Genomic DNA, 21,275 nt, shown 5'->3' on the forward strand with positions numbered 1-21,275 from the left:
AGATGGAAAAGAAAGCCTTTTTTCAACAGCTGGATGAACGAACCGATATCAGATACACAGACAGCGGACTAAAAATATTCAGATTGAAATTCCCCCGCGCCCACCTGCGGCTGTGCAATGTAAAAATCGATTTTGGAAGCCGGGATGTATGTATACGGGCAGAATCCGGTGATACACTGCTTCCGTATGGCACAGCGCATTTTTTAGAGCATCTTCTCTTCTGGCATAACGGCCGCAATCTGTACAGTGATTTTTTTGCGCATGGCGCGCTTTTAAACGCATTCACTACCTACACAGATACCAATTTCATGTTTACCTCATTACCGGATCGGCTCAGACAAACGATCCCCATCCTGCTTGATGCTTTATGGAACCACTCATTTGACAAGAAGATTGTCGCTCAGGAAAAAGCTGTGATTACAAGCGAAATTCAAACAGCACACCTTAACCATCAGCTCTCATATCATTATCAGCTGATCAGCATGCTTTCGCCCTCCTCACCAGCTGCCGTTTTCCCCGCAGGCAGAATCGAAGATATTGAGGCGCTGGACATCAGTGATTTACAAAAAGCCTATAAGGCTGCCTACCAAGCCCAACGGATGACACTGTTTTTGATTGGGGGCTCAGAAAATACAGAAACGCTTTTGCCTCCTCACCTCCAGCTGGAAAAGCGCCCGGATTATCATGCTGAAAGAAAAATCATTCCGTCATGCCCTCCAGCCCTCTCACAAAAAATGGTACTGGGTGATGAGGAGCGGATGGAAGATACATGGACCGGACTGCAGATCGGCGCACTTCCCGGGCAAAACGATCTGTTGTCGATAAAGCTTTATTGGGATATCGCGGCTCGTATTCTATTTCAATTAGATTCACCGTTTTTTCAAGAGATTCAGCAAACGTACCGTCTGGAAATCGATCGCTTGTCAGCCGAGACTTATATATATGAGGATGGCGGTTTCTTGATCCTTCACAGTCAAGGGACCCATTCTTCAGCTTATATCGATGTGGCTTCATACTATGTCACACAGAAGAAAGAACAGGTTGCCGCCTGGCTTCAATACGGCAAGGACTCTTTGACAGACGCGATCATTTATGACAGCGATTATGTGCGTAAATGCTTCGAGTGGGCAGCCGAGTGTGACAGGTGCGATTGCTCGTTTCTTGACATGTACCACATCATACAAGATATGGATACGCAGGTTTTCTTGTCTCTCATTGATGCATTGGCATCTTCTAACAAAGCGATCATTCACGTTTCTCAGAAAGAGGCGATCAGACAATGAAAAAAAGCACTGTCTTTACCCTATTATTGCTGCTTATAGGTATGGCGGCTTATTCCTTCGGCTGGGTTCAGGCCGTTGCCGAAGCCGCCGCCCAATATGTACAGATGATCAACAATGATGCTGTGCGGCTCGGACTGCTGGCTTGTACCGCTGCCCTCCTGATGCTGCCTGCTTTTCTCTATCTTCACTATGTCACCCAATCCGTGAAAAACATGACAGCAGCTTTTCAGAAACTCACACAGTCTCATCAAAGCTGCTGTGACTTTCAGCAACACAACTTGTGCAGCCGATATGCAGAAGACGTCAAATTGCTGCGTGACAGCTATAAAAACGTCCGCCAAACATACGTGATGGCTGCCGTGTTGTGCCAAGTCATCATATTCGGCTGCATGTTCGAAATCGTTAAAGCCGTCCCTTTCCGCCTTCACACGCCTCCTGCCCTTTCAATGGGACTTGCGATGCTACTGATCCTGTATTTATTGTTTTGCATGCGAACGTATTTGCGGCAGCTTTTCCGGCACGGCAGCCTGTTCAGAAAAGTGTTTGCGGGAGCGCTGGCAGCAGCCGGGATTTGGTGGATGCTCAGTTTCTCTATAAGTGAACTTCTGTTTCTGATTATCCTGGGTGCCATCCAGCAAATCGGATCATTTATTTATAAACGATTCTCTTATCGCAGCACCGCTTCTCTTGATCTATAAAATAGCTACATCGCAATCGCAGACGGACCCGCGCCAACCGGGATCACCGTCACGGCTGTATAATCACTTGTGCGGTACACGGTCACAGCATTGTCGTTGGGCTGTGCCGCATAAATATACTGTTTGTCCGGCGTTACGGCGAGGTCAAAAGCGCCGGGGAGAGACACGTTTGCAATGATCCTCTGTCTGGCCGTATTAACTACATATAAGTTATTAATGAGAAACGGTTCACTATATGGCTCTAGAAAATAAGCTCTAGTACTATCGAGAGAAAATACAATCGTCATCAGCGTTTCAAATAAACGGCTGAAGTCCCCTCCCCTGCTTAATGGAGACAAACTAATCTCCGTTACACCTTTCGGCCACAACTCACCATTCAACACGTACGCAAAATTTCCAGCGTAAGGAGTTGCAATTAAACTGGGAAATTCAAATGAATCTATGATACTTTCTACCAACTGCCCAGTATTTACATCATATTTATCAACCGACCAACTGCTTCCATTAGCGGTATAGACATACTGTCCATTCGGATCAAGAGCAAAGTCTAAAGCGCCGGGTATCGGAATGACATCAATGACCGATTGAGAGGCCGTGTTAATCACATATATAGATCCGGCGGCCATCACGTATGCGAACTCATCTGTTGGATCAAATTCGATTTTTCTCGGCCCTCCTCCAACAGTAATGGTATTTATGATAGTTAATGTTTTATTATCAATCACTGAGACAAGGTTGGTATTTCCATGGAGGATATACGTGAATGCTTTATCGAAAGTAACGCCTAGATTAGTTGGCACAGCAGAAAACGGGATTGTTTTTACAACAGTGTTTAAATCTGCATCAATGACCGAAACCGTGCTGTCTCCAGTATTGGCAGTAAACACATATGATTGAGGGTCTGGCGATGGCGGTAAAACAAGTGTCCCGGCCACCGTAAGCGGACTGCCGTAGAAAGGCGGTACAATGAGAAGATCTTCCACTGTCATTTGACTAAAATCAGGACAGCGGTCAGACTGTGCTGCATAATAAACAACTTGATCAATCTCTTCGGTATGAATCACCGAAACAGCCCCGTCTCCTTGTCCATATTGATTTCGTACAGGCGACACACTGACAAGAAGCGTAATGGTCCCTTGTACTCTCACGGCATATCGAACACCGATATCTTCTGGTTCCGGCCCAGTCTGGATTAAGCAAGGCTCACTGATACAGGACAAATTGTCTGTACTCCATGTAACAGCCGCTGACGCTTCTGCCGAATCAACCTTGAAGCCCTCAGGGATATCTATCGGCACTTGAAACGGCGCTTCCCGGCTAATTTCCTCATCACAAAAACAGAAACAATTTTCCTGTAAAGCAGAAAGATCATTCTTTTTCATGATTTCACGTCCTTTTAGAAATGCACAACATGCAGCGGTTAAATCGTAATGGCACCCGGTGAAACCCCAAGAGATATCACAGTTTCCTCAGAATAATCATCTGTGTTGTAAACAATGATGCTCTGCTCTATAAAACGAGTTGCATACAGAAAATCGCCATTCGGGGTAAACGCATAGTCTGTTGCTGATTGCGGAAGATTTCCAATTACACCTGCTCCATTCGGACTGACAGAATATAAATTGCCAGTGAAGCTGTCATGTAAATACACCTCTGATCCACTCGTAAACATTACATATAGCCCGTCAGGCTCCAGCTCTTGGGTATCCCTGATCGTAAACGTATTTAAATCAATAACCGTCAAATAATTGAATAAGAATTCTTGTTCTAATACATACGCATACCGCTCCGTAGAATCTGTTTCTATGGATGATACGATAAGCTCTCGTTCAATCGTTCCTAAGACTTCACCGGTAGATAAGTCCACTTTTTGCACTAACCCAAAATTAAGAACATAGGCGAACAACCCATTGGGGTCAATTGCAATATCAAAACCTTCTACAGGAATAGACCTCTCAACAGTCAACGTATCAATTCCAATCACATAAATGGCAGTACCGGTGAAAACATAAGCAAACTCATGATTAGGGATAAATCTAATCAATCGAGGCGGCTGATCCAGCAATATAGTTGCTGTCACTGTTAATGTGTCATAATCGATGACAGAAATCACATTATTGTTGGGATGTAAGACAAACACAGCGCTTTTATCTGGCGTAATTTCAATACCTGCCGGATTGTACGGAAGAGCAATCGTTGTCACAACAGTATGGGTGTTTGTATCAATCACAGAAACTGATTGATCATTTGGATTCGCTGTAAACGCGTAGACGGGTTCCGGCTCCGGTACAAGCACAATCGTCCCCGTCACCGATAAAGGACTGCCGTAAAACGGCGGAACAACAACAAGGTTCTCAATCGTGATGTCACTGATATCCGGGCAATCATCCGGTTCATCGGAATAATAGACGACTTGATCGATTTCTGCATTGTGAATGACGGAAACAGCCCCGTCCCCTTGTCCATATTGATTTCGCACAGGTGAGACACTGACGAGCAGCGTAACGGTTCCCTGCAGGCGCACTGCAAATTGAACACCGACCTCATCAGGCTCTGGCCCCGTTTGAATTAAGCAACGGTCACTGACACAAGAAAGGCTGTCTGCATTCCACGTCACGTTTGCAACAGCTTCAGCCGGATCAACGACAAATCCTTCAGGTAATTCAATCGGCGCTTGAAACATGGCTTCTCGGCTTGCTTCTCCCTCACAAAAACATAAGCACTCTTCTTGTTCTGCTCCTGCTTTTTCTTTAAAGGAAAGCTTATTTTTTCTCATTTCTTCACTTCCTTTTCAGACATACACTGCTCACGCAGATATAACAGAATATGGAAGAGTAACGTGTTTGCTTGTACAAATTACTGAGGGTAAACGCTTCTTTTTGAAAATATATCTCCAAACATGCGGTGTAACGAAAGAAAAAATTGCGGTTTTTTTGCGCTTCTCACAAGAATGTTGATGATAAAATATGACATATATAGAATTATGAAGGGAGGGATTTGCAAACGTGACAGGTGTCATATCTTCTTCTTCCATCGGAGAAAAGATTAACGAATGGTATATGTACATACGCCGATTCAGCATACCCGATGCAGAATATTTGCGACGAGAAATCAAGCAAGAGCTGGATCAAATGGAAGAAGATCAAGACCTTCATTTGTACTATTCACTGATGGAGTTTCGGCACAACCTAATGCTTGAGTACCTTGAACCGTTAGAAAAAATGAGGATTGAGGAACAGCCGAGACTGTCTGATCTGCTGCTTGAGATTGATAAAAAACAGGCTCGTTTAACTGGTCTGCTTGAGTACTATTTTAATTTCTTCAGAGGCATGTATGAGCTGGACCAGCGGGAATATCTGTCGGCTATTAAATTTTTCAAAAAGGCCGAAAGCAAGCTGATATTCGTTAAGGATCGGATAGAGAAAGCTGAGTTTTTCTTTAAGATGTCTGAATCTTATTACTATATGAAACAAACGTATTTTTCAATGGACTATGCACGGCAAGCATATGAAATATACAAAGAACATGAAGCTTATAATATAAGATTGCTGCAGTGTCATTCTTTATTTGCCACCAATTTTTTAGATTTAAAACAGTATGAGGATGCCATCTCACATTTTCAAAAAGCTTATTCTATGGCAGAAGCTGAAAAGCAGCCCCAATTAATGGGGAGAACTTTGTACAATATCGGGCTTTGTAAAAACAGCCAAAGCCAATATGAGGATGCCATACCTTATTTCAAAAGAGCAATAGCTGTTTTTGAAGAATCAAATATTCTTCCTTCCTTACCTCAAGCGTATTTTTTAATTACACAGATCCATTATAAATTAGGAAAAATGGATAAAGCTCATGAATATCATAGTAAGGGAATGGCTTATTCACAAAAGGCCGGAGATGTAATATATTTATCAGAGTTTGAATTTTTGAAATCTTTATACTTATCAGGCCCTGATGAAGAAGCAATTCAAGGATTTTTTAATTTTCTCGAAAGTAAAATGTTGTATGCTGATCTTGAAGATTTCGCTATTGATGTGGCAAAATATTATCATGAACGTAAAAATTTTCAAAAAGCTTCTGCTTATTTTTTGAAGGTGGAACAAGTAAGGCAACTTATTCAAGGAGGAGTGAGTTTGTATGAAATTGAAGTCTAAACTATTACTCTCTTGTCTGGCTCTAAGCACTGTGTTCGTGGCAACAACTATTGCAAATGCACCTACACACCAAATTGAAGTTGCACAACGAGGAATGATCTAAACCGCCGTCCATCGGCGGTTTTTTTGTCCCCTCTTACCCAGTCTCCCAATCCATGCTATGATTTTTTCAATAATCTTGAAGAGAGTGGAAATGCAGCATGTCTCTGGAAAGTGTGAAAACCCACTTTACACAGTGGAATGGAGAAAATGATGTGACGGAGTTCAAAACGTCGAGTGCGACAGTTGAACAGGCAGCTGAGACAATCGGCGTAAGCCCGGCTAGAATCGCCAAGTCCCTGTCCTTCAGAGGGGGAGATCAGGCGATTCTGATTGTGGCAGCCGGCGATGCCAAGATCGACAACAAAAAGTCCAGGCAAACATTTGGCTTTAAAGCAAGAATGCTCTCTCCTAATGAGGTACTGGAGCAGACAGGCCATGAAATTGGAGGAGTTTGCCCATTTGGATTGGCTCATGATCCTGAGGTTTATCTTGATGTATCGCTGAAACGGTTTGAGACTGTTTTCCCCGCATGCGGCAGCAGAAACTCCGCTATTGAATTAACACCGGAAGAATTGTCTGAATTTTCTTTCTCGAAAGTGTGGATTGATGTTTGCAAAGACTGGGAATAAAAAAACATCCAGACATCGTCTGGATGTTTACTTATTTCACAAACCCAAGCAGCATTTCACGGATGATTTTGCTGGCTGTGTTTGCCGTTTGCTCTGAGTGGTCATACACAGGTGCGACTTCCACTAAATCAGCGCCCTTTACGTTTACCTCTGAACGCGCAATTGCATGGACGGATGCAAGCAGTTCTTTAGACGTGATGCCGCCGGCGTCAACCGTTCCTGTACCCGGTGCGTGTGCAGGGTCTAATACGTCAATGTCAATTGTGACATAAACCGGACGGCCCGCCAGCTTCGGAAGCACCTCTTTCAGCGGTTCAAGCACTTCAAATTTTGAGATGTGCATGCCGTTTTCCTTCGCCCATTCAAACTCTTCTTTCATGCCGGAACGGATTCCGAATGAATACACATTGTGCGGTCCGATCAATTCTGCCGCCTTACGGATCGGCGTGGAGTGAGAAAGCGGTTCTCCCTCATAATCAACACGAAGATCTGTATGTGCGTCAAAATGGATAATCGCAAGGTCTGGGTATTTCTTGTACATCGCTTTAATGACAGGCCATGACACGAGGTGCTCCCCGCCCATACCCATTGGGAACTTCCCTTTTTCTAAAATGCTGTCCACGTACTCTTCAATCATATCCAGGCTTCGCTGCGGATTTCCGAACGGCAGCGGAATGTCGCCGGCGTCAAAGAAGTTCAAGTCAGCCAGATCGCGGTCTAAATATGGGCTGTATTCCTCAAGGCCGATTGACACCTCACGGATTCTGCTTGGACCAAAGCGTGAGCCCGGGCGATAGCTGACTGTCCAGTCCATCGGCATGCCGTAAAGAATGGCGTCCGCCTCTTCCCACTCGGGACGGCTCGCGATAAATACTTTTCCTGAATAAGCTTCATCAAATCTCATCTATAATACCCTCGCTTTCCTGTAAAAAAGCGCAAGATTCGCTCCTGCGCCATACCTTCATTATTTAATCAGGTCACTCACAAATTTCGGCAGAACAAACGCCGCTTTATGAATATCTTTTGTGTAATATTTCGTCTCAATATCGAAGAAACGGCTGTCTTCCACTGCAAGCGGATCATATTTTTTCGAGCCAATTGTAAATGTCCACAAACCGCTTGGATATGTCGGAATGTTCGCCGTATACAGCTTCGTAATCGGGAAGATTTCCTTCACGTCGCGCTGTACATTTGTGATTAATTCCGGTGTAAACCATGGGTTGTCCGTCTGTGCGACAAAAATGCCGTCTTCTTTCAGCGCTTTAGCGATTCCTGCGTAGAATCCTTTTGTAAACAGGTTTACAGCCGGTCCGACTGGTTCAGTCGAATCTACCATGATGACGTCATATTGATTTTCAGATTTTGCAATGTGCATAAATCCGTCATCTACCTGCACGTCAACGCGCGGATCATCCAGTTTGCCTGCGATAGAAGGAAGGAACTTTTTAGAGTATTCGATCACCTTGCCGTCAATATCTACAAGTGTCGCTTTTTTCACGCTTGGGTGCTTCAGGATTTCTCTGATAACGCCGCCGTCACCGCCGCCGACTACGAGAACGTGCTCCGGATTTGGGTGCGTGAATAATGGGACATGCGCCACCATTTCGTGATAAACGAATTCGTCTTTTTCAGATGTCATCACCATGCCGTCCAAAAAAAGCATGTTGCCGAACTCTTCTGTTTCCACCATTTCTAAATGCTGAAACTCCGTTTGTTCTGTATGTAACGTCTTGTTAACCTTCATCGTAATGCCAAAGTTTTTCGTCTGCTTCTCTGTGTACCAAAGTTCGCTCAATTGTCATCTCCCTTTCGAGGCTGTATTCATTTATTGTAAGCGTCTTATCAGCTTTTATTCTCGGTTGAAATCTCATTTTCACCTAAGGAAAAAGTATAGAGGATGGCGGGGAAAAAGTAAAGATGCGTCCTGTTCTGCGATGTTTAAAAACGATCTTTTTTTCTCATAATAGTAGAAACATAAAAAAAGGGGGAACCCGTTGTGGATGCAATGACAAATAAACGGCTGAGACTGACGCTGAAAACCGTTCGCGCCTTTATCTTTTTAGGGGCTTTTGCGGCCTTGGCGGCAGCTGCCGTGTTTATGACTGTCATTTTGATAGCCAAATACCAGGGCGCTCCCTCGGTGCAAGTGCCGCAATCCACGATTTTGTATGCGAGTGACGGCTCAAAGCTCGGGGAAACGAACTACGGCGAAAAGCGCTATTGGGTCCCCTTAAAGGACATGAATCCGACGATCGTAAAAGCGACAGTGGCGATTGAAGACCAGAATTTCTACGATCATCACGGCTTTGATTATAAACGCATGGCCGGCGCGGCGCTTGCTGACCTCAAAGCATTTGCCAAGGTTCAGGGTGCAAGCACCATCACCCAGCAATATGCGAGAAACTTATACCTTGAACACGACAAAACGTGGAAACGGAAATGGAATGAGGCGTTCTACACGATCCGTCTGGAACAAAACTATTCTAAGGACGAGATATTAGAAGGCTATTTAAATACGATTTACTACGGACACGGCGCCTACGGCATTGAAGCAGCTTCCCGCCTGTATTTCGGCAAGCATGCCAAAAACCTGACGGATGCGGAGGCGGCGCTTTTGGCAGGTATCCCGAAAGGCCCTTCCGGCTATTCACCGTATGTCAATGAGACGAAGGCCAAGGAACGCCAGAAAACGATTGTGCGGATGATGGAAAAGCAGGAGATGATCAGCCAGAAGAAAGCGGATGAACTGATCAAGGAACCTCTTTCCTATCAGCCTTTGAATAAGCAAGTTTCCAAGAGAAAAGCTCCTTATTTCTATGACAATGCGATGAGAGAACTGGAGAAAAAGCTCGGCATGACACGGGAGCAAATTGAAACGAGCGGGTTAAACGTCTATACAACGGTGGATAAACGGATGCAGCGCATCGCCGAGGAGACCATTACCGAGACGGTTAACGCGGGATCTGACATTCAAGTCGGGTTTTCAGCCATTGATCCCCGCACCGGAAACGTTCTCGCCCTTGTCGGCGGCAGGGATTATCAAAAAAGCCCGTTTGACCGGACGACACAGGCGAAGCGCCAGCCTGCTTCGACGATTAAGCCGTTGCTGTACTATAAAGCGATTCAGAGCGGATTTACGCCAGTCACTTTGATGAAAAGCGAAGAAACCGAGTTTCAAATTGATGCAAAGGGAGAAACCTATTCTCCAAGCAATTATAACGGATACTACGCCAACAAGCCGATTACGCTTCTGCAGGCGCTGGCGCTTTCCGACAACATTTACGCTGTGAAAACGCATCTTTTTCTCGGCACGAACAAACTTGTAAAGACGGCAAAGGAATTTGGCATTACCGCCCATCTTCAAGCACTGCCGTCCCTGGCACTCGGCACCGAACCCGTACGCCCGATTGAGATGGTCAACGCCTATGCCATGCTCGCAAATGGCGGAAAGAAAATCGAACCGACTTTTATTTCAAGGGTAACGGACGCAGCCGGCCACGTGCTGTACGAAAACCCGAATCAGCATAAACAGGTGCTTGATGAAAAAGCCGCTTTTGTCACAGCGAGTATGATGACAGGCATGTTTGATACCGATTTAAATGGATATACGTCGGTTACGGGGCGAACGATAGCCAACCGCCTGACAAGAACGTATGCCGGAAAATCAGGAACCACAAGCGCAGACAGCTGGATGATCGGCTTCAATCCGAAGCTGGCCGCAGGTGTTTGGACCGGCTATGACAAAAACAGCACCATCGACTCGGTCGAAGAAAAAAGCTATGCTAAAACCATTTGGGCGGACTTCATGGAGGACGCGCTCAAAGGCGAACCAGAAACCGCGTTCAAGCCGCCAAAAGGCGTAACCGGTGTGTACATTGATCCGGAAACAGGCTACTCATCAGGTCCCGGCTGCGCCACTAAGCATTACACATATTTTGTGAAAGGCACAGAACCAGCAAACGTGTGCTACGGGGCAGAACCCGCAAAACAAACAAAAGACCGGCTTCCATCCAAAGAAAAGCCCGCTTCCGAGAAAAAGTGGTGGGACAAATGGCTGGGGCGACATCATTGAAAATAACCCGGCTCCTCGGAGGCCGGGTTATTCGTATGGTTCCTTCATAATCGATGGAAGAATGTTAGACAATCGAGCTGAACAATCAGTTTTGGGATAAAGTGGTGAATTTCTCATTTCTTCGACGCCGGCTTTCATCTTCCAGTCGCCGACTCATATCCCCCTAAAAATGAAAAACCCCGAGTCTTGTTTCGGCTCGGGATTTTCCATGTCCTATTTCTGTATCACCAGTTTACTCAATGTTTACGAAAAATATCTCAAATACTTTAAAAGTTCACAGAAAATTCACAAATTAATTGCCTTCCGGAAGCAGGCTCGTTTTTAACTCATCTGAGGAACGGTCCCATAGGCCCTGATCATGCTTTTTCAGAAATTCGCCTAGTACACGCTTCGAGCTGTCGTCCATTTTATCAACGATGATTTTCCGTTTCATGGATTTATCCATCAAATTCACATGCTCAGGCAGCGACTTGTAGCCTCTTCTGATGCTTCTGTCGACCGTCATTTCACAGGCTGTCACACCAGCGTAATAAGGCCCCTCTTCTTTTCTGTCAATCGTTACCCACACAAGCCAGTATGGTTTTCCGTTCGGAACTTCTTCTTTATTCGGGAGAAATTTAATTCCTTTTTCGACGGTGCTGCGGGCATGCATGGCGCCGATGTCTACGAACGCTTCTTTTTCCTCTACATCAACGAATACGGGAGAAATGTTATCAAGGCTGAGTGCCCCTACGCCAAAACCGCCGTGTCCGTCTGTCGGATCACTTTTGATAATATTAAACCCGATTGATTTTTTCTTTTTTTCTTCCATGAAGTTCTACCTCCTACAAAAGCGGTTGAAATATCGCTGAAAACAGCTTTAAAATCGAATCTCTTCCTGCATTGAGCATCGGCCACAGCACGTAAGATCCTAGCGGTGTCACAAACAGCACCAAAAATACGATAAAGCCGTAGCTCTCCGCCTGCGTCATTTTGGCACGCACGCCTGACGGAACGAGATCTTCTATAATTCGATAGCCATCGAGCGGAGGAAGCGGCAGCAGATTAAATAAAAACAAGACAAGATTCAGCTGTATCCAAATAGAAAAAAACTGATCCAGCCCCGTGCTGAACGCCGCAAGCATTTCCATTCCGTACGCATGCATCAACACTAACAAAAAGAAACCAATAAACGCAAGAATCAGGTTACTGACGGGCCCGGCTATAGATACGAGCACACCGGCAAGCCGGGGTTTCTTAAAGAAGCGGCGATTCACGGGAATGGGGCGCGCCCACCCGAAGCCGGCCACCAAAATCAAAATGGTTCCGAACGGATCAAGGTGTTTAATGGGATTCAGCGTCAGTCTTCCTTGTTTTTTCGCCGTATCGTCACCGAATTTGTATGCGACATAAGCGTGGGCAAGCTCGTGCATCGTAAACGACACAATTAGCGTGATGACGAGGTATGGCATTAAAGATAACGGATAATATAAAAAACGGTCCAAGTGAGATATCCCTCTTTCTCAAAATGCAAGAATTTACTTTATTCAGTATACTATAAGAAGCCTCTTTTTCTAAAGAGAGGAAACGAGATAAAGGAGGATTCAGCACCCATGCCATACGTAACTGTCAAAATGCTCGAAGGCCGTACAGACGAGCAAAAACGCAATCTTGTCGAGAAAGTAACAGAAGCCGTAAAGGAAACAACCGGTGCTTCTGAAGAAAAAATTGTTGTCTTTATAGAAGAAATGAGAAAAGACCATTATGCCGTCGCAGGCAAACGCCTGAGCGATATGGAATAATCCCTATAAAGCCGGCGCTTCGCGCACCGGCTTTTATTATCCCTATTGAGCCAGCTTCGCAATAATCGCCAAGAACGTCTCTTTCTCTTCGGCTGTTAAACGTTCAAACATGCCGTCAATCAGCTGCTGGCGGTTTTCGATCATTTGTTCAGCCGCTCCCCGGCCCGATTCAGAAAGCGTAATCCATACAGTGCGGCGGTCATTATTATTTCTGGATCTCTCAATAAACCCTTCCTGCTCTAAATGATTCAGAGCTGTGGTCGTGGCTGAGGGAGACAGTGTGACCTCCTTCAAAATATCCTTTATGGTGCAGCTCCCATGTCTGTATATGATCCGCAGAATAAACCCTCTTACATTATTCACGTGTTTCGGAACGGTGGCTTCATCTAATTGCTTCGTGCTTTTCAAATATTTTGTAAGTGCGTGATCCAGCAAATTTGCTTCCAGTTTGTCATGGTCCATGTCAATTTCCCCATTTCGAGATGCATTCATAACATACGAACGATATGATTTACTTATTATTTTACTGATTCCGAATAGGGAAAGTCAAAAAAGCAAAATGTGAATTCACAGCTTTTATCCTACATGCCTCGATTTTCCACCTGTTTCACAAGCTTATCTTTGAATGTCTGAAAAGAAACGTGTTCATTCTGCTGATGTCCGAATCGGCGGACGTTTACCGCATTCTCCTGCTCCTCATGATCTCCAAGCACCAGCACGTACGGAATTTTTTGCACCTGCGATTCTCTGATTTTATAGCCCAGCTTCTCATTGCGCTCATCAATGCCGGCTCTTATCCCCACCTGCTTCAGCTCCGCCTGCACTTTTCTGCAATAGTCTAAGTGAACGTGCGAAACCGGTATGATTTGAACCTGGATCGGTGCGAGCCAGACTGGAAAAGCCCCGCCGTAATGCTCGATCAAAATGCCGAAGAAACGGTCGATTGAGCCGAAAACCGCTCTGTGGATGACAACGGGACGAACCTTCTCATTGAGTTCGTTGATATATGTTAAATCAAATTTTTCCGGCATTTGAAAATCAAGCTGAATTGTCGCGCATTGGTGGCTCCGTTTCAGGGCATCTTTTATGTGGAAATCAATTTTCGGCCCGTAAAACGCCCCATCACCTTCATTGATCTCATAAGAGAGGCCAAGCTCCTCAAGGACGCGTGCTAAGGCACATTCCGACGCTTCCCAAAGGCTGTCATCGCCTAATGAATCCTCCGGGCGAGTCGAAAGCTCAACTGAATACTCGAAACCAAATGTCCGATATACCTCATCAATCAACCGAATCGCTTCTTTGATCTCACTCTCAATCTGATCCTCCCGAACGAAAATATGGGCGTCATCCTGACAGAACGTCCGAACGCGAAGCATTCCGTTTAAAGCGCCGCTGTATTCATGGCGGTGCACCTGTCCGAATTCCGCCATGCGAATCGGCAGATCCCGATAAGAATACAGGCTGTTTTTAAAGATGAGCATGTGGCCGGGGCAATTCATCGGCTTCATTGCGAATCTTGTATCATCCACTTCTGAAAAGTACATATTGTCGCGATAATGGTCCCAATGGCCTGACTGCTCCCATAACCGCTGATTCATCATAAACGGCGTACGCACCTCATCGTAGCCGGCATTTGTTTGCAGCTCACGCGAGAAGCGCTCCAGCTCATTGCGGACAATCTGCCCTTTCGGCAAATAAAACGGCATCCCCGGCGCTTCTTCAGAAAACATAAACAGCCCTAACTGTTTGCCGAGCTTGCGATGGTCTCGTTTTGCCGCTTCTTCCAGCATATGCAGGTGCGCATCCAAATCTTTTTTCTTTTGAAACGCAACCCCGTACACCCGCTGCAGGACTTCATTTTTGCTGTCTCCGCGCCAATAAGCGCCTGATACTCTTGTCAGTTTGAACGCCTTGATCATCCCTGTAGAAGGAAGATGCGGCCCGCGGCACAGGTCAACGAATTCCCCTTGCTGGTACAGTGTGATATCCTCCCCGCGCGGAATATCCTTTAAAATCTCAAGCTTGAGCCGCTCGTCTTTTTGTGCAAACAGCTCTTCAGCTTCTTCGTAAGAAACCTCTATACGTTTGATTTCAAGGTTCTCATTTATTATGTTTTTCATTTCTTTTTCGATGGCCTCTAAGTCTCCTGATGCCAAGCTTTTCCCCAGCTTCATGTCATAGTAGAAGCCGTCTAGAATCACAGGCCCTACCCCCAATGACACTTCGCCGTACAGCCGTTTTACTGCTTGGGCCAGCACGTGCGCTGTTGTGTGGCGAAGCACCTGCAAGCCTTCTTGTGAATCGAGTGTGACAATCGAAAGCTCAGCATCCTCCTCCAGCTTGAAACTGAGATCAACAAGCTTGCCGTTGACCTGACCTGCAGCCGCCCTCTTTTGCAGACTGGAACTGATAGAACCAGCCGCTTCTTTGATTGTGATGCCTTTCGGATATTCCTTGATCTGTCCGTCCGGAAGCTGAATGTGTACATGTTTACTCATTTTAAAACACTCCTTATTCATTGTTGTATATAAAAAAACACACCCGTCCCGCAGATAGGGACGAGTGTGTGATTAACCCGTGGTTCCACCCAAGTTCCCGACAAATACGATATTGTCGGCTCGGTGCTGTAACGCAGCATAGACGGCATTGGTTACTTCAGTTCCCCAATGCTGCTCCAAGGCGGTAAATGATATTCCTAAGCTGGGAAGCTCTCACCTTTCCTTCCCTCTCTGAAAACCGTAACTATCATTCATGTCCTTTTCATCGCATATATTCTATTCATAAAAAAACACACCCGTCCCGCAGATAGGGACGAGTGTGTGATTAACCCGTGGTTCCACCCAAGTTCCCGACAAACGCGATGTTGTCGGCTCGGTGCTGTAACGCAGCATAGACGGCATTGGATACTTCAGTTCCCCAATGCTGCTCCAAGGCGGTAAATGATACTCCTAAGCTGGGAAGCTCTCACCTTTCCTTCCCTCTCTGAAAACCGTAACTATCATTCGTGTCCTTTTCAACGCATTTATGTAGTTCATATAAAAAAACACACCCATCCCTCTAAAAGGGACGAATGTGTTGATCATCCGTGGTTCCACCCAAATTCCCGACAAACGCTATGTTGCCGGCTCGGTGCTGTAACGCAGCATGACGGTATCGGATACTTGATTTCCCCGATACGGCTCAAAGGCGGTAAGCTGCTTTCCCTGCGTTAGGAAGATCTCAGCTGTCCTTCCCTCTCTGGAAACCGTAAAAAGCATCTCGTGTCCTTATCAGCGCCTGTTGTTTCAATAATTTTTTATATCTTACTATATATTCCCACAAAGCGCAATCAGTGATTTACATTTTTTTCTGACGCGGCAGTCCCGTTATGGGCAGCCAGAAACAGCCATACAAGCAATGCAGCGAGGCTGTATGCCGCTCCCATCATCAAAAACGTAAACCCGGCACCGGCATACCAAGTGGCGGACAGATGAATGATCACCCCGGTTATCGCTACGCCGACCAAGGCTCCGATTTGCCGATTTGCATTTAACGCCGCACCGGCGATATTCGCATGTCTTTGCCCGGCAGCCTGCATGATCACAGTTGTCATGGCAGGAACTGTAATACCGGTACAGAGGTTCATAACAGACATCAACACCGCCAGCTGCCAATAAGGAAAATCCGGAGAAATCAGCACAAACAACAGCAATGCAATGATACAGCTGACCGCCATTGATACAAACATAAGCTGCCCGGCTTCAAACCGATTCGCCAGACGGGCAAACAGCAGATTGCCGATCACGAAGACCGCCATCATCGGCAGCAGCTCAACTCCAGCCATAAAGGAACTTGCACCTCCTGCTTCCTGCAAAAAAAGGCTGAGCATAAACATGCCGCCAAAAAGGGCGAAATTCAGCAAAAACCCGATAAATTGGGCAGCTGAGAAGCGGCCGTTTTTGTATAAGGACGCCGGCAGGATGGGTGCTTTTGCAGAAATTTCCCGCAGCAAAAACAGCACAAATGCCAAAATCGCTGCAGTAAATGCTACAAGAATCACTGGCGAGCGCCAGCCCGCTGAAGGCCCCTGTATCAAAGCATAGGAAAGAAACCCGAGAGCCATCATGCCAAGCAGATGCCCGATGATGTTCACGCGGCTGCTTTTTCCCGGAACGCGGCTGAGGATTCGGTAAGCAGAAATGAGCGCAGCAGCCCCTATTGGCACATTGATCAGAAAAATACTCTGCCAGCCCGCCAACTGTACCAGCACTCCCCCGATAAAGGGCCCGAGGCCTGAAGCGGCGGAAACAAGCGCGGCCCACAGCCCAAACATTCTCGCCCGCACCCGCTCATCAGGGTAAGAGGCAGCCAAAAGGCTGAGTGAGCTTGGCATAAACAATGCTGCCCCAATTCCCTGTATGAGACGTCCGGCAATCAGCATCTGACCATTTATAGATGCAGCGCATAGACAGGAGGCCAGAACAAAAACGGCTAGACCCAAGATATAGATCGTCTTCGAGCCGAAACGGTCAGCCAAGGCTCCGCCCGCCAGCAGAAGCGACGCAAAAGTAAGAATGTACCCGTCCACAACCCACGTTACACCTGAAAGTGACATTGAAAGAGTGCTTTTCATATCAGCCATCGCCACATTCACAACGGTCACATCAAGAGTTGCCATGAGGAAACCAAGTGCGAGCACGATCAGCACGGATATGCCTGTTGATGATGTTGATTCTTGTATAGACCCGCTAATTTTCATTACAATTGCCCTTTCACTTGCTTGATTACCCAATCATCTATTTTTTCAAGATCATACAATTCCCCGACCCTGTCCATGACATGCTGCAAGGACTCTTCTCTCATGAGATTAGCCCATTTATCCTCGATTTCCGCCATGACTGTCTCCAGCACACATTGACTTTCACCCTCGAATACAGATTGCAGCAGGCCTTTCCCCTGATACATCGAACCTCTGCCTTCGACCGCTTGATAAACATCATAAAGCGTAATGTCAGCCAAAGGCTTCGTCAGGGTAAAACCGCCCTTCGTCCCTGGTAAGGATTCTGCCAAACCGGCTTGAACTAATGTTCTCATCAGCTTCTTCAAGTAAGACGGAGACACACGCAATCGCTGGCTTATAGCCTCTGACGTCAAAGAAGCCTGTACCGGCAGCCGTGACAGTAACAGCAGCACAGAAACCGCCTGCTCCATTCCTGATTTCATTTTCATCCTATTCACTCCTGATTCATTATGGATAACTATTATCCATAATGAATCTCTTAGCAGCTTTTGTCAATAAAAAAAGCAAAAGAAACGATTCATTTCTTTTGCTTGGTATGGTTAACAAATCTGCTTCAGTTCCTCTATGTATTGAAGCGCTTCGTCATATTCTTCATTTGTATATTTTTGCTTGCTTTTGATGGTAAAGACTTTTTCTTTCTTTTCCTCATCCTCAAGCCCGTCAAAGTAAAGGATCGTGGAAACCAGCTCTAAAAACCGTGATGAACGGCTGTTTACACTGTCGATATAGCCTTTCATATCCGGCATGTCCAGATCAGCATGGTCTAAAAATGCGGAGCCTGTCTCAGTCAGCGAATACCGGTATTGAAAGTAGCCGCCTTTTTTTTCCTTCACCTCATGCAGAAATCCAAGGTTGCACAGCTCTTCAATCTGGAGCGTCAGTTCCTCTGAATATGGTCCGTAAAAGTGAAAATCATATTTCTCATAGAAAGGAAACTGCATTTTCTTAGCGATATAAATCATTTTCTGCAGCTTCTTTCGCCCGATGATTTCTCCAGAATCCGAGAACACCTTCATCAGTTTTGCATGTTCTTTCAACAAATTCCCGACATCTCCTTTTTCCTTCTTTCCAATTTCTATGTCAGTCCCAGCAGCTGCCGGATTTTCATTTTCGCTTCCGGATGTTTAGTGCCGTCACAAATCAAGTCCTTTGGATAGTACAGCTTGTGGTCCGTCCGCCGTTTACCTGAGATGGATTCCACAATAGCCGACTGCCTGGACAGCTCTTTAATTTGGCCGTTTTGCGTCAAGAGATGGATCGGCAGACGCTCCTCTTCCTCTCCCGGTCGGTAAAAATCGTATGGCAGATCTGATGAAGAATCAACGACCAAATAATAGCTCGGATCGATCCCCGCCTCTTTGAACAATGAAGTCAGCTCAAAATAAGCCGACATTTCTTCATTCGGATTGAATTCAACGTATTGGAAAAGCTGGCGGTTAATGAATCTGCGGCACAAGTCGGATAAAATCGCGTCTTCTTCATCCTCCCAGGCCTGGAAGTAATACAAAATAATAGATTCATCCAGCTTTACATAATCCTCCAGTGTCAATTTCCCTTCAAAAATAGAATAGAAATGAACCGGAGCGTGAGTGAAGACATAGCCTTCATCGTGCAGCTGCTTCGCCCTGTGAAGAATCTTCGTTAAAATGACCTCTGCACTTCTGGTCACAGGATGGAAGTAGACCTGCCAGTACATTTGGTAACGGCTCATGATATAGTCTTCGACAGCGTGCATTCCGCTTTCTTTAATGACGATCTGATCCTCGCGCGGCCGCATCACCCGAAGAATCCGCTCCATATCAAAATGGCCGTAGCTGACGCCCGTATAATATGCGTCGCGCTGGAGGTAATCCATGCGGTCTGCGTCAATCTGACTCGAAATCAGGCTGACCACTTGCTTGTTTTTATATGTTTTGGCAATGACTTCAGCAACATCCTGAGGGAAACCCGGGCTCACCTTTCTGAGCACCTGATTAACCTCCGTGTCTCCCAAAATGATACCTCTTGTAAAATCCTCGTGGTCAAGGTGAAAGACCTTTTCAAATGAATGCGAGAACGGCCCGTGCCCGAGGTCATGAAGCAGCGCCGCGGCCAAACAGAGTTCGCGCTCACTGTCATCCCATTCAGGGCGGCCTTTAAAGACGTCATCAACCATTCTTCTGACAATTTCATAGACACCGAGAGAATGGTTGAACCGGCTGTGCTCAGCCCCATGGAACGTCAAATAGGTCGTGCCGAGCTGCTTAATTCTGCGGAGACGCTGAAATTCACGGGTTCCGATTAAATCCCATATCAGCTTGTCCCGAACATGAACATAGCGGTGCACCGGATCTTTAAACACTTTTTCTTCTGATAATTTTCCATTTGGATACGCCATCGTCATTCCCTCTTTTTTTTAGCCGTGTTTCTATTATATCGACTCTATTCTTTGAAAACATCCTTGAATTTGCCCGGCGATTTGTTCCATCTTCATGAAAAACACATCTTGTGAAGCAAAAAAGCCTGACCTGAGGGCCGAGGCTAAGAAAAAATATGTTTTTACTTTTTTATTTTCTTTTTTACTTTGTCAATCAGCTCATCCTCTGTCGGAGCTGACAGCGGGCGATTGTTCACAAAAGCAAATGATTTTTTCCGTCCGGGCCCGCAATAAGATTGGCATCCTACCTCAACCTTTGCGTCCGGGTCCACTTCTTTCAAACGCGGCAGCAATGTTTTGATATTAGTGGCTTGGCAATCATCACACACTCGAAATTCATTAGCCATGACGTACGCTTCCCTTCATTTCTATGTTCATCTATGTGAATAACCTAAAATCACGTTTCAAAAAAAATCACATCACTCTTCATTTTACAAGGATTCGACTGTTCCTGCAAGCCGCTCCATCCTTCGTATCTCCTATTCTTTCAGCCAATTTGTATAAATATTTTCCAACCTGGACATTCTAATACCATGAAAAGAAAAATGGGAGTTGAGATAAATGACAAAACAGCGACAAGACGCTTGGTCAGAGGAAAACGATCTGCTTTTAGCCGAAACAGTGCTTCGGCATGTGAGGGAGGGCAGCACTCAGCTGAACGCCTTTGAAGAAGTCGGCGATAAATTAAACCGGACATCCGCAGCCTGCGGATTCAGATGGAACGCAGTGGTCCGCCATCAATATGAAAAAGCGCTTCAGCTTGCGAAGAAACAACGAAAACAGCGGATGAGAGCGCTCGGAAACGGGCAGCCTGCGAAAAAAAGATTATTATATCAGCCTCCTGCCGTTGATCCTGAAATCATTCAAGAAACCGCTGCAGAAGAGCCGGTTAAAACGGAAACACCATCTGTCGAAAATGAGCAACCTTTAATGTCTGGCGAACATATGCCTTTTGTTGATGAAAGCTTTAAGGAAGAGTTAGCTAGTCTATCACACTTATTGTCTCCTCAAACGCCTGCAGCTGCGCCTGAGATGACGATGAATGATGTGATCCGCTTCCTGCAGAATTACGAAGGCAATAACGAGCAATCATCAGCATTAAAAATGGAAAACGAGCGTTTAAAGAAAGAAAATCAGGAATTGCAAAACAAAACAGAGCAGCTAGAGGCAGAAGTTCGAAAGCTTGAAAAAGACCAAAAAACGATCCAAGAAGATTATGAAACCTTGGTGAAAATTATGAACAGAGCCAGAAAGCTAGTTTTATTTGAAGAAGATGAACATGCCTCTCCGTCCTTCAAAATGGACCGGAACGGCAATTTAGAAAAATTAGCGGAATGACATAGAAAAATCCCAAAACGGGCAGCTGTTTTGGGATTTTCGCCATGTGCAAAATCCCCTTTTCTATTGAGAAAAGAGAATTTCC

General features: G+C 45.7%; 21 protein-coding genes, 1 pseudogene and 3 other annotated features. Of the genes and pseudogenes, 8 read left to right on the forward strand and 14 right to left on the reverse strand.

Annotation, left to right across the window (positions count from 1 at the left end):
* Positions 1 to 2 precede the first annotated feature (2 nt).
* Both NYE56_RS19010 and albG read left to right on the forward strand, forming a co-directional pair.
* Positions 3 to 1,283 carry a M16 family metallopeptidase gene (locus NYE56_RS19010; RefSeq protein WP_341284244.1) on the forward strand — a complete coding sequence of 427 codons (1,281 nt, stop codon included), beginning with the start codon at positions 3 to 5 and terminating at the stop codon, positions 1,281 to 1,283.
* The gene (gene albG, locus NYE56_RS19015; RefSeq protein WP_341284245.1) at positions 1,280 to 1,981 is read left to right on the forward strand and encodes an antilisterial bacteriocin subtilosin biosynthesis protein AlbG; all 702 of its coding nucleotides are present in this window, start codon (positions 1,280 to 1,282) and stop codon (positions 1,979 to 1,981) included. The genes NYE56_RS19010 and albG overlap by 4 nt, the downstream gene beginning before the upstream one ends.
* A 5-nt stretch (positions 1,982 to 1,986) precedes the next feature.
* On the opposite strand, the gene NYE56_RS19020 is transcribed toward albG, so the two are convergent.
* The 3 genes and pseudogenes from NYE56_RS19020 to NYE56_RS19030 all read right to left on the reverse strand — a co-directional run bounded on the left by NYE56_RS19020 (position 1,987) and on the right by NYE56_RS19030 (position 4,984).
* Positions 1,987 to 3,363 (reverse strand): YncE family protein, encoded by a 1,377-nt coding sequence (locus NYE56_RS19020; RefSeq protein ID WP_014481223.1) that lies wholly within the window; start codon positions 3,361 to 3,363, stop codon positions 1,987 to 1,989.
* A 38-nt stretch (positions 3,364 to 3,401) separates the two neighbouring features.
* Positions 3,402 to 4,757 carry a YncE family protein gene (locus NYE56_RS19025; protein ID WP_015250986.1) on the reverse strand — a complete coding sequence of 452 codons (1,356 nt, stop codon included), beginning with the start codon at positions 4,755 to 4,757 and terminating at the stop codon, positions 3,402 to 3,404.
* Positions 4,754 to 4,984, reverse strand: a pseudogene (locus tag NYE56_RS19030) (hypothetical protein). The gene NYE56_RS19025 and the pseudogene NYE56_RS19030 overlap by 4 nt, the downstream one beginning before the upstream one ends.
* 2 nt (positions 4,985 to 4,986) lie before the next feature.
* On the opposite strand from NYE56_RS19030, the gene rapF reads away from it, so the two are divergent.
* The 3 genes from rapF to NYE56_RS19045 all read left to right on the forward strand — a co-directional run bounded on the left by rapF (position 4,987) and on the right by NYE56_RS19045 (position 6,803).
* Positions 4,987 to 6,132, forward strand: coding sequence for a response regulator aspartate phosphatase RapF (gene rapF / locus NYE56_RS19035; RefSeq protein WP_038829812.1), 1,146 nt, complete (start codon positions 4,987 to 4,989; stop codon positions 6,130 to 6,132).
* On the forward strand, positions 6,116 to 6,235 hold the full coding sequence (phrF, locus tag NYE56_RS19040) for a phosphatase RapF inhibitor PhrF (protein WP_009968329.1): 120 nt from the start codon (positions 6,116 to 6,118) through the stop codon (positions 6,233 to 6,235). Before rapF ends, phrF begins: the two co-directional genes overlap by 17 nt.
* Positions 6,236 to 6,332: 97 nt before the next feature.
* A complete protein-coding gene (locus tag NYE56_RS19045; protein WP_341284246.1) occupies positions 6,333 to 6,803 on the forward strand; it encodes a YbaK/EbsC family protein in 471 nt (156 codons plus the stop codon).
* Between the two features lie 31 nt (positions 6,804 to 6,834).
* Here the strand turns inward: NYE56_RS19045 and speB are convergent, their stop codons facing one another.
* Positions 6,835 to 7,707: an agmatinase gene (speB, locus tag NYE56_RS19050; protein ID WP_341284247.1), complete on the reverse strand. Its 873-nt coding sequence runs from the start codon at positions 7,705 to 7,707 to the stop codon at positions 6,835 to 6,837.
* Between the two features lie 60 nt (positions 7,708 to 7,767).
* Entirely contained in the window at positions 7,768 to 8,598 is an 831-nt protein-coding gene (speE, locus tag NYE56_RS19055; RefSeq protein WP_003227543.1) for a spermidine synthase, read from the reverse strand.
* A gap of 201 nt (positions 8,599 to 8,799) precedes the next feature.
* Here speE and NYE56_RS19060 point away from each other — a divergent pair, with 201 nt between their 5' ends.
* Positions 8,800 to 10,875, forward strand: coding sequence for a transglycosylase domain-containing protein (locus NYE56_RS19060; RefSeq protein ID WP_341284248.1), 2,076 nt, complete (start codon positions 8,800 to 8,802; stop codon positions 10,873 to 10,875).
* Between the two features lie 292 nt (positions 10,876 to 11,167).
* Here the strand turns inward: NYE56_RS19060 and NYE56_RS19065 are convergent, their stop codons facing one another.
* Both NYE56_RS19065 and NYE56_RS19070 read right to left on the reverse strand, forming a co-directional pair.
* The gene (locus NYE56_RS19065; RefSeq protein WP_268555970.1) at positions 11,168 to 11,686 is read right to left on the reverse strand and encodes a YwhD family protein; all 519 of its coding nucleotides are present in this window, start codon (positions 11,684 to 11,686) and stop codon (positions 11,168 to 11,170) included.
* Between the two features lie 13 nt (positions 11,687 to 11,699).
* On the reverse strand, positions 11,700 to 12,359 hold the full coding sequence (locus tag NYE56_RS19070; protein WP_047183353.1) for a site-2 protease family protein: 660 nt from the start codon (positions 12,357 to 12,359) through the stop codon (positions 11,700 to 11,702).
* A gap of 108 nt (positions 12,360 to 12,467) precedes the next feature.
* On the opposite strand from NYE56_RS19070, the gene NYE56_RS19075 reads away from it, so the two are divergent.
* Positions 12,468 to 12,656 (forward strand): 2-hydroxymuconate tautomerase, encoded by a 189-nt coding sequence (locus NYE56_RS19075; protein WP_003222038.1) that lies wholly within the window; start codon positions 12,468 to 12,470, stop codon positions 12,654 to 12,656.
* Positions 12,657 to 12,698: 42 nt separating this feature from the next.
* Here NYE56_RS19075 and NYE56_RS19080 read toward each other — a convergent pair whose 3' ends face one another.
* The 7 genes from NYE56_RS19080 to NYE56_RS19115 all read right to left on the reverse strand — a co-directional run bounded on the left by NYE56_RS19080 (position 12,699) and on the right by NYE56_RS19115 (position 20,199).
* The gene (locus tag NYE56_RS19080) at positions 12,699 to 13,118 is read right to left on the reverse strand and encodes a MarR family transcriptional regulator (RefSeq protein WP_003227535.1); all 420 of its coding nucleotides are present in this window, start codon (positions 13,116 to 13,118) and stop codon (positions 12,699 to 12,701) included.
* 119 nt (positions 13,119 to 13,237) lie between these two features.
* Positions 13,238 to 15,154, reverse strand: a complete 1,917-nt coding sequence (gene thrS / locus NYE56_RS19085) for a threonine--tRNA ligase (RefSeq protein WP_341284249.1) — start codon at positions 15,152 to 15,154, stop codon at positions 13,238 to 13,240.
* A gap of 53 nt (positions 15,155 to 15,207) precedes the next feature.
* Positions 15,208 to 15,429 (reverse strand) — a binding site (T-box leader).
* A gap of 31 nt (positions 15,430 to 15,460) precedes the next feature.
* Positions 15,461 to 15,682, reverse strand: a binding site (T-box leader).
* A 33-nt stretch (positions 15,683 to 15,715) separates the two neighbouring features.
* Positions 15,716 to 15,938, reverse strand: a binding site (T-box leader).
* 46 nt (positions 15,939 to 15,984) lie between these two features.
* Entirely contained in the window at positions 15,985 to 17,394 is a 1,410-nt protein-coding gene (locus tag NYE56_RS19095; protein WP_341284250.1) for an MFS transporter, read from the reverse strand.
* On the reverse strand, positions 17,394 to 17,864 hold the full coding sequence (locus NYE56_RS19100; RefSeq protein WP_015714902.1) for an Rrf2 family transcriptional regulator: 471 nt from the start codon (positions 17,862 to 17,864) through the stop codon (positions 17,394 to 17,396). Before NYE56_RS19100 ends, NYE56_RS19095 begins: the two co-directional genes overlap by 1 nt.
* A 111-nt stretch (positions 17,865 to 17,975) precedes the next feature.
* Positions 17,976 to 18,476, reverse strand: a complete 501-nt coding sequence (locus tag NYE56_RS19105) for a YwgA family protein (RefSeq protein ID WP_003227524.1) — start codon at positions 18,474 to 18,476, stop codon at positions 17,976 to 17,978.
* Positions 18,477 to 18,511: 35 nt separating this feature from the next.
* A complete protein-coding gene (locus NYE56_RS19110; protein ID WP_003243873.1) occupies positions 18,512 to 19,813 on the reverse strand; it encodes an HD domain-containing protein in 1,302 nt (433 codons plus the stop codon).
* A 161-nt stretch (positions 19,814 to 19,974) separates the two neighbouring features.
* Positions 19,975 to 20,199, reverse strand: coding sequence for a DUF1450 domain-containing protein (locus NYE56_RS19115; protein WP_003222050.1), 225 nt, complete (start codon positions 20,197 to 20,199; stop codon positions 19,975 to 19,977).
* Positions 20,200 to 20,413: 214 nt separating this feature from the next.
* Here NYE56_RS19115 and rsfA point away from each other — a divergent pair, with 214 nt between their 5' ends.
* Positions 20,414 to 21,190 (forward strand): prespore-specific transcription regulator RsfA, encoded by a 777-nt coding sequence (rsfA, locus tag NYE56_RS19120; protein ID WP_123374207.1) that lies wholly within the window; start codon positions 20,414 to 20,416, stop codon positions 21,188 to 21,190.
* Positions 21,191 to 21,275 lie beyond the last annotated feature (85 nt).

The organism is Bacillus sp. FSL R5-0603, assembly GCF_038050295.1.
Classification (GTDB): Bacteria; Bacillota; Bacilli; order Bacillales; family Bacillaceae; genus Bacillus; species Bacillus subtilis.